The organism is Eubacterium sp. AF15-50 (assembly GCF_934835595.1).
Classification (GTDB): domain Bacteria; phylum Bacillota; class Clostridia; order Lachnospirales; family Lachnospiraceae; genus Eubacterium_G; species Eubacterium_G segne.
Genome location: NZ_CAKVZL010000085.1, coordinates 1 through 9,283, shown reverse-complemented (window position 1 = coordinate 9,283; position 9,283 = coordinate 1). Strand labels below are relative to the sequence as shown.

6 protein-coding genes and 1 pseudogene are annotated in these 9,283 nt (G+C 35.1%); all 7 read left to right on the top strand.

Going from position 1 to position 9,283, the window contains the following annotated elements; translation table 11 throughout:
• Window positions 1–2,828 (top strand): hypothetical protein (locus Q5O73_RS08840; protein ID WP_302669504.1); only part of this gene is annotated, 2,828 nt, incomplete at its 5' end.
• A gap of 4 nt (window positions 2,829–2,832) precedes the next feature.
• Window positions 2,833–3,987, top strand: coding sequence for an aminotransferase class V-fold PLP-dependent enzyme (locus Q5O73_RS08835; RefSeq protein ID WP_302669503.1), 1,155 nt, complete (start codon window positions 2,833–2,835; stop codon window positions 3,985–3,987).
• A gap of 12 nt (window positions 3,988–3,999) precedes the next feature.
• A complete protein-coding gene (locus tag Q5O73_RS08830) occupies window positions 4,000–6,174 on the top strand; it encodes a DEAD/DEAH box helicase family protein (RefSeq protein WP_302669502.1) in 2,175 nt (724 codons plus the stop codon).
• Window positions 6,167–6,343 carry a hypothetical protein gene (locus tag Q5O73_RS08825; protein ID WP_021951961.1) on the top strand — a complete coding sequence of 59 codons (177 nt, stop codon included), beginning with the start codon at window positions 6,167–6,169 and terminating at the stop codon, window positions 6,341–6,343. Before Q5O73_RS08830 ends, Q5O73_RS08825 begins: the two co-directional genes overlap by 8 nt.
• Before the next feature lie 12 nt (window positions 6,344–6,355).
• On the top strand, window positions 6,356–8,383 hold the full coding sequence (locus Q5O73_RS08820) for an AAA family ATPase (protein ID WP_302669501.1): 2,028 nt from the start codon (window positions 6,356–6,358) through the stop codon (window positions 8,381–8,383).
• A complete protein-coding gene (locus Q5O73_RS08815; protein WP_118589748.1) occupies window positions 8,365–8,916 on the top strand; it encodes a hypothetical protein in 552 nt (183 codons plus the stop codon). Before Q5O73_RS08820 ends, Q5O73_RS08815 begins: the two co-directional genes overlap by 19 nt.
• Before the next feature lie 126 nt (window positions 8,917–9,042).
• Window positions 9,043–9,283, top strand: a pseudogene (locus tag Q5O73_RS08810) (30S ribosomal protein S12); the annotation flags it as partial.

Here is a 9,283-nt window from a genome sequence, read left to right as displayed (position 1 = left end):
TAAAAGGATACAGTGGAATTTATGTTATTTTTGATGAGTTTAGTAAGTATGTGGAAGGACATCAGCAGGACACTTTTTCAAGAGACATGAAAATATTACAGGATATGTGTGAATTGGCTCAGAAAAATGAAGAGTACCAGCTCCACATTACTTTTGTTGCCCACAAAAGCATAAAAGAATACGGAAAAGACATGCCGGAAGAAATGATAAACGCTTTTATGGGGGTAGAGGGACGTTTAAAGGAAGAGCGTTTTGTAGTATTTCCGGTAAATAATTATGAAATTATAGGACATGTTGTATCAAAAAGCAAAAAAGAATATGAGTCATTTTTAAAAGAGAATGATACTTATAAGGAAATAATTGAAAAGTCATATAATACACCGTATTTTCAAAGCAATTTTACAATGGAAGAATATATGAAAATAGTGGCTTGGGGAAGTTTCCCACTTTTACCCCTTACCTCTTACTGTCTTTTTAATATTAGTGCCAAGGTTGCCCAAAATGAGAGAAGTGTATTTACATTTCTGGCAAATGATGAGCATGGAAGTCTTATTAACCTGCTGGATAAAAACGAAATGTTAGGGGTGGATGTGGTATATGATTATTTTGAAAACCTCTTTAGGGAAAATAAAGGTATGCCTGAGATACATAATGAATGGTTACAGGCGGACTATGCCTTAAATAAAGCAGAGTCAAAGGAAGAAAGACGGATAATTAAAACATTGGCGGTGTTTAGAATCATAAGAAAGCCGGACGAATTGCCTATAGTAAAAGAAAAGCTATGGTTAGCATCAGGGCTTAACAGGGAAAGCTTCAATAAGACTGTGGATAAATTAGAGAAAAAAGGTCTTATTATTTTCAGAATAAAAATGGGTACCTATGCCTTTAAGCATAACGTAGGTGTTGATATAGAAAAAGAGATAGAAAAGGTTGTAAATTCTTTCACGGGAAAAGTGAATATTCCAAAGGAAATAGAGAAAATTTCCGAATTAGATTTTGCTCTTCCTAAACAGTACAATCAGAAGTTTACCATGACCAGGTTTTTCAGATATGTGTTTATGAGTCCTGAACAGTTTCAAAAGGTAACGAAGGCGGAATATCTTTTTGAGGAATACAGGGCAGACGGCATTATTGTGGCTATAGTAAATGCAGGAGAGGATGACACAGAGAAAATTATACATCAGGTAAACAAATTAAATGATAAAAGAATTGTGGTTATTTACCCTGAAAACAGGTTTGTTCAGGATAAAAATATCAGAAAACTTCTTGCAGTAAAACAGCTTATTAAAAATGACAGGTTTATTGAGGATAATCAGGTTTTATTATCAGAGCTTAAGTTATATGAAGAGGATTTGATTTTTGAAATAAACAGCTTTTTAGAGAAAAGCTATATGCCTGAAAATGGGGAGTGTAGAATTTTTTACTGCGAACCGTTACCTGAAATAAAGTCAGAGAGAGCCTTTAACAGATTTTTAAGTGGAATATGCAGCAGCTACTACAACATGGCACCAAAAATCAACAATGAGCTTATTAACCGTACAAATGTATCGGCGCAGATTAAAAAAGCACGTCAGAAAATAATTGATAATATTCTAAATAATGATGACTGCATAGGATACAACAAAGGAACAAGTCCGGAAGCTACCATTTTCAGGGCTACTGTGGTTCATACAGGATTATTAGAAAACAATAATGAGAAAACGGTGGATAAGGGCGTAGAGCTGATAAATAAGGAAATTGACGGATTTATTATGAAATCAGCGGGAGAAAAAGTATCTTTTAAGGAACTTTATGATGTTTTAGAGGGAGAAAGCTTCGGTGTCAGAAGGGGAGTTATACCTATTTATTTAGCAAGAAAATTTATGGCAATGGAAGATATGCCTGTTGTTTATTTGTCTGATAAGGAAATCGAAATTACAAGTAATGTGTTTGAAAATATAAATTTAAATCCTGACAGGTATTTTTTATACACGGAAAAGGAAAGTCTTGAAAAAGAAAAATATTTAAAGGCAGTTGAAAATATTTTCCATATGGATAATGTTTCGGGACAAAACAGGCTGGGAAATATTGTTGCTAAAATTCAGGAATGGTATAGGAATCTCCCGCAGATTACCATAAATACCAAAAGAAATTGCGTTGGAAGTGAATATTACAGATTTAGAAATCTGTTTAGAAATATTGAACTTAATCCAAGGGACATTCTCTTTGAGGAAGTTTTAAACATATTAGGTGGAGAAGAAAAAAGCTTTGAAGCCTGTATAGTTAAAATGAAAAAGATAGTTGAATATCTTAATTCCTTTGCCTTAAGGGAGAAGGAGGACGTTGTCAGAAATATTAAGAAAATCTGGAGCGTCGCACCGGGAGAAAGTTTGGCACCATGCCTTAAGGGCTGGTATAAAACCATAGAAAATAATGCCTTTAAACAGGTGTGGAATGAAAATACATCAGGTTTTATTAATGTTATAAGGGACTTGGATATAAATGACGAGTTAGAGATTGCCAATTGGCTGGCAAAGGCAGTAAGTGGAATTTATATTGAAGACTGGAATGATTTTACAAAAGATAAGTTTTTAGTTTCTATAGAAGAAATTAAAAATAGTCTGGAAAGTTTTAACGGGGAAGAGGATAAAGGTGAAAGTAAATTAAGCTTTACAGACAGAAATGGAAATAAGGTAGAGAAATATTACGATGCAAATTTAGACGACAGTACAGGGTATTTCTTAAAAAATGCCATAACAGAGGCGTTGGATGAGTTTGGAGACGCACTGGAAACAAAGGAAAAGCTGTCAGTTTTAATGCAGACCATAGAGGAATTATTAGAGGGGTAATAAATTGATATATTTGGATAATGCAGCAACTACATATCCTAAACCGGAAGAGGTATATAAGGCAATGGATTTTGCCAACAGAAATCTGGCAATGAACCCGGGACGAGGAGGATACAGTGAGGCGAAGGAAGCGGAAAATATAATAGATGAAACAAGAAATAAACTTCTTAAGTTAGCAGGAGGCAGTGACGATTATAATGTGGTACTTACCCCTTCAGCAACTATAGCCTTAAACGAAGTGATTATGGGACTTTCCTTTAGGGAGGGGGAGAATGTTTATGTTTCTGCCTTTGAGCATAATGCCGTAATGAGAACTTTGCATGCTGCAGAAAAAATATATGGATTTAATATAGTTGAACTGCCTCTTAATGAGGATTTAACAATAGATATTGAAAAAACAAAGTATATGTTCTCCAAGGATATTCCGGGAAAGGTATTTGCATGTCACGTGAGTAATGTGACAGGTTATATATTGCCTGTTAATGAAATAGCTAACCTTGCTAAGGAATACGAAGCCACAGTGGTAGTGGACGCATCCCAGTCATTGGGATTAGTTCCTATAGATTTGGGGCAGACACATATTGATTATATGGTGTTTGCAGGGCACAAAACCTTGTATGGACCTTTGGGAATAGGCGGATTTTTTATAAAGTGTGGAAATAATTTAAGGAAATATATATCAGGGGGAACCGGAACTGACTCCCTTAATCTGGAGATGCCTGATAAGGGCATTAAAGGATATGAGCCGGCAAGTTTTAATGTGGTGGCAGCAGCAGGACTTAACGCAGCTCTTGATGAAATAAAGGATAATGAAGCAGTTGAAACATTATTTTTAAGGGAAAAAGAGCTGGGAAATTATTTGGCAAAGGAACTTGAAAAAATACATAACATTAAATTGTATGTAACAGGGAATGTTAATTCCGTTGGAATTGTACCTTTTAATATAGAAGGCTATAAGGCGTCTGAAACAGGAATGATTTTGGATGTGGATTATGACGTGGCAGTGAGAACAGGATATCATTGTGCTCCACTAATTCACAAACATTTAAAGGATACTGATTACCTGGGAGTGGTAAGGGCAAGTATTGGAAAGTTTACCACAAAAGAAGAAATAGATGGTTTTGTAAAGGCTGTAAGGGATATAGCAGAGGAATACTAAGGGGAATTTTTTATGAGCTTTAAAGATATAGAAATAAAACAGGAATACCGTTCTTTTAATGATAATATGGTGGAAGATTTTTATTATCCTTTATTAAGTAAGGCAAAATTATATGAAAGGGCAGTGGGATTTTTTTCATCCACAGCATTAATTGAAATATCAAAGGGCATATCAGGTCTGGTAGAAAACGGAGGAAAAATCCGGTTGATTGCTTCTCCTAAATTATCCGGGGAAGACGTAGAGGCAATAGAGAAAGGGCTACAGCAACGGAAAAGTGTTATTACAAACAGCATTAATAAAGCTATTTTGGAACCGGAAAACGAATATGAGGAAAGAAGGCTTGATTTGCTGGCTAATCTGGTAGCTGCAAATGTTCTTGAAATAAAAATAGCAGTTGTGGAAAATGAAGCAGGTATTGGAATGTATCATGAAAAAATGGGACTGCTATATGACTATGAGGAAAATATTGTAGCATTTAGCGGTTCTATGAATGAAAGTACCACGGCGTTTTCATACAATATGGAAAATATTGATGTTTATAAATCATGGGAGGGGGAATCGGAAAGACAGCGGGTAATGAATAAAAAGGTTAACTTTGATGCAATGTGGAATGACTATGAACCTCACATACGTATAATGGATTTTCCGGAGGCTTCAAGGGAGAAACTTTTTGAATATCGAAAAAGCAGTGAAATAGATTTAAGTTTAGACAGAAAAGAAGACTGGAATCAGTCAGAAAATAACGGGAGAAAAGAACTAAAAGAGGGGCCGGCTTTTCCTGAATGGTTTAGCATAAGAGATTATCAGAAAAGTGCCATACAGCAATGGGAGATAAATAATTACATAGGAATATTTGATATGGCAACAGGAACAGGTAAAACCCTGACAGGATTATCGGCAGTTGTAAGACTATACCAACATGTAAGAAAAGGACTTGCTATATTTATAGTGTGTCCTTATCAGCATTTAGTAAGTCAGTGGGTAGAGGATATAGAAAGCTTTAATATAAAGCCGGTTATATGTCACAGTGCTTCACCTCAAAAGCATTGGGCATCCAGGTTAAAGGACGCATGTATGGCATTAGAATTTGGTGCATCGGACTATATGTGTGGGATTTTTACCAATGCAACCTATTCATCAAAAAAGGTTCAAAACATAATAGAAGGTGTAAAGGATAAGGCTTTGTTACTGGTAGATGAGGCACACAATTTTGGAGCAGAGAAGTTAAGTAAGTGCCTTGATGAAAAGATACCATACAGATTGGCTTTGTCTGCAACATTAGAAAGGCACGGAGACAGTGCAGGCACGGAAAAGTTATTTAATTATTTTAAAAATAAATGTATTGAGTATTCCCTAAAGGATGCAATAGAAAATGATATGCTGGTGAGATATTACTACCATCCAGTGGTGGTTTCTTTTGAATCGGAAGAATTAAATGATTATCTGGAACTGACAAAGAAAATAGGAAAATTAATTTTAGGGAACAAAAAGAAGGAAATAAGTGACCAGGCAAAAATGCTTTTAATAAAGCGGGCAAGATTAGTGGCAGCAGCAAGGCAGAAGGTTGATGCATTAGTAGATGAAATGAAAGACTATATGGAGGAAAATCATATATTGGTATATTGCGGAGCTACTACCATGAAAGATGTAGACTACAAAGAGGGAAAGCCTCTTGAAGAAGAAAAAAGACAGATTGACATTGTAATGAAACGTTTAGGCCTTGAGCTTAATATGAAGGTGGCGAAGTTTACCTCTGAGGAGGATGCACAAAAACGTGAAATTTTAAAGAGAGAGTTTGATGAGGGAGAGAGCATTCAGGCATTAATTGCCATAAGATGTTTAGATGAAGGTGTAAACATACCAAGTATCAGAAAGGCGTTTATTTTGGCAAGCAGTACAAATCCCAAAGAATATATACAGAGAAGGGGAAGGGTACTGAGAAAATGTCCCGGAAAGAAGTATGCAGATATATATGATTTTATAATGTCACCTATCCCATTAGATAGGGTGGATTCCTACAACGAATCAATTGTAAAAATGTCAGTGTCTCTGGTAAAAAGAGAAATTGAAAGAATGAAGGATTTTGCCGCATTAGCTGAAAATTCCAGTGAAGCGGATGAGATTATATATGAACTAATGGATAAATACCAAATAAACTATTTAGATGAGGAGGAGTTTTATGAGTGAGAAATTACAGGAGGAAACACAGTTAGATGAAGAGATACTTTGGAAAATAAAGTACGATATTTACAAATTAGAAGAAGATAATTTAAAGACAAAACAGAAAACCGACAGTGGCATGGTTGACGCTATCAGAAAAATTATAATTGATGCTTTGTCAGATAAAAATTTTTAGGGGGAACAATTTATGCTTATAAAATCATTAAAGTACAAGAATTTCAGACAATTTAAAGGGGAAAACAAAATAGATTTTTCCTGTGATAAGGACAACAATGTAACAATTATTTTAGGAAATAATACATTTGGAAAAACTACATTGCTTCAAATGTTTAACTGGTGCCTTTACAATAAAGTAATGTTTAGACGGCAGGATAATCCGGACATGCTTTTAAATCTTGATGTGGCAATGAATATGTATAATGGGGATTTAGACCAGGTTATGGTAGAGATAGTATTACAGCACCAGAATACTGAGTATACCATAACACGAAAGCAGGCATATAAAAAGATAGAAGGAAAAGTTACGGGATTAATGCCTATGTTGACAATGTCTGCAAAGAATTTAAGCACCGGAGGAACCAATCCTGTCGAAAAAGATGATAGCAGGAAAGAGATAATAAACAAAATCATGCCGCAGGAATTATCAGGATATTTTCTATTTGACACTGAGCGGGTTCAAAATGTGGCAGAGAGAAAGGATTTGCCTGAGGCAGTAAAGGGTCTTTTAGGCTTAAATGCCATGGGAAATGCCAGAAAACACCTGGGAAAAGTAGAATCAAAAACTACGGTTATCGGTGGATTTTACAATGATTTAGGGACGCACTTAGGTACGGAAAAGGAACAAAGATACATTAAAGAGGTTCAAAGAGCGGAGGAAGAAATAACTAAATATGAAGAAGTAAAAAACAATACTGAAGATGAGATGAAAAAATATCAACAGATTAAGGAGGAATTAGAAGATAAAATAAGATCGTTAGCAGATGCAACAAAGCTTCAGAAAGAAAAGGAACAGTTAGAACAGAGAAGAATTTTGAATGACAATGAATTAGAAAGCGAATGTGATGCCTATGTGAAACTGTTTAGTGACAGGTTTGTTTTCTTTATGGCACAGCCGTTATATAAAAAGGCCAAAGAAGTTTTAGAGGACGCTGACATAGAAGATAAGGGAATAAGAGATATAACTGCTGATTCCATAAAGGAGATTATTAAAAATGGAAGATGCATATGCGGAACTAAAGTCGAAAATGGCAATGAAGCATATATTCATTTAATGGAGCAGTTAAAATATGTTCCGCCGGAATCAATAGGAACTACCGTGGCAAATTTTAAGAAAGAAATTAATTTGTTTAACAGACAAAACAGAGACGACGGCTTTTATATGTCCTTACAAAGCAAAATAAAAAGAATGATTGATATTACGGAAAGAATAAATGAAGCAAATGACAGAGTTAAGCAAATTGAAAAAGAAATTGCAGGTAAAGAGGATGCAGGAAAATACCAGTTTAGATTAAATGAGACTAAAATTAAATTAAAGGATTTAGCTGAAAAAAGAGACAACTGTATATCTATAATCTCAAAAAATAAAGAGCAGAGAGACCATGCTAAAAAAATAATTAATATATCTGTTGCCAGAAATGAAAAGAACAAAGAGATAAACAGATATATGGCATATGCCGAAGCAATTAAAGAATGGTTTGATGATTATTATATTAGTGAGGAAATGCAAATAAGGGAGAAACTTGAAAATAAGGTAAATGAGATATTTAGCAGAATGTATAGTGGAACCCGTGTGTTAAAAATTGATGACAAATACAGGACAACCTTGTATACAAAGGCAGAAGGCTCAGACGAACTGGTTACTTCCGGTGAATCTGAAGGTCTTATAAGGGTTAAAAACTTTGCCTTCATTGCAGGACTGGTGGATTTGGCAAAAGAGCAGAAAATTCAAATTGGAGATAAGGAGATGAAAGGGGAATCATATCCATTGATACTTGATGCACCTTTCTCTAATGCTGACGAAATTCACATAAAAAATATTGCCAGGGAATTACCGGGAGTTGCAGAGCAGGTAATAATGTTTGTAATGGAAAAGGACTGGCGTTATGCAAAGGAAGTTATAGAAGGAAAAGTCGCAAAAAGCTACGTACTGGAGAAACATAGTGATACATATTCAGAGATAATCAAGGAGGATACAAAATGTCAGATAACAGAATAAGACTATTTGAAGGTGACGTTCTTTTAAGGGGAAAACATTCTGCCTACGTCAAATTTTTGGTAAATGATGCTAAAATATTTGACAAGTATATTGATGTGTATCTTTGCGGTGCTGTTGTAGGATATCTTTATAATGTTAAGGCTCCAAGGGATAATTCAATTCAGGATACCGGTAAAATATATGCTGATGCGGTATCTAAGCATAAGCAGGACTGTATGTTTTTATATAGACTGATTACATTATTAGACGGAGCAAAGTCAGATGAAAAAGAATGTATAAACAGAGCCTTCAGATATGACACTGATGATGGAAAAGCAGAGGAAACAAAGGAGTGCTTAGAAAGGTTTAATGCCTATGCCAGAGGCGGTATTGAAAAATTATATGATGATTTAAAATCAGGTGCCACAAACAGACGGGATTATATTAGAAACAGTATAGATTATGCTAAAAAGTTTAAGGATGAGTTAGATGATTCAGGTGTATCCTATGAGGAGAAACTTAAACGTGAAATTAGCGGGGGACGGAATATATAAAAACTGTTGACTTTTATTTTTTTAGAGAATATAATAGTAGGGCATGCGTAAAGGGGACAGTGTGCCTTTTTGTATGTAAGTGTAACAGATTAACACGTAATTCTAATAACAGGAGGTGAAATAGGAATGCCTACATTTAACCAGTTAGTAAGAAAAGGACGTCAGACAGCAGTTAAGAAGTCTACTGCTCCAGCTTTATTAAAGAGCTACAACTCTTTGAATAAGAAGATGAACGACACAGCTTCTCCACAGAAGCGTGGTGTTTGTACAGCAGTTAAGACAGCTACACCTAAGAAACCAAACTCAGCTCTTAGAAAAATTGCCAGAGTTCGTCTTTCTAATGGTATCGAAGTAACAAGCTACATCC

Excerpts from the sequence above, each read along its gene's own strand:
- Q5O73_RS08830 (WP_302669502.1), top strand. The coding sequence starts at position 4,000 with ATGAGCTTTAAAGATATAGAAATAAAACAGGAATACCGTTCTTTTAAT.
- Q5O73_RS08825 (WP_021951961.1), top strand. The coding sequence starts at position 6,167 with ATGAGTGAGAAATTACAGGAGGAAACACAGTTAGATGAAGAGATACTT.
- Q5O73_RS08820 (WP_302669501.1), top strand. The coding sequence starts at position 6,356 with ATGCTTATAAAATCATTAAAGTACAAGAATTTCAGACAATTTAAAGGG.
- Q5O73_RS08815 (WP_118589748.1), top strand. The coding sequence starts at position 8,365 with ATGTCAGATAACAGAATAAGACTATTTGAAGGTGACGTTCTTTTAAGG.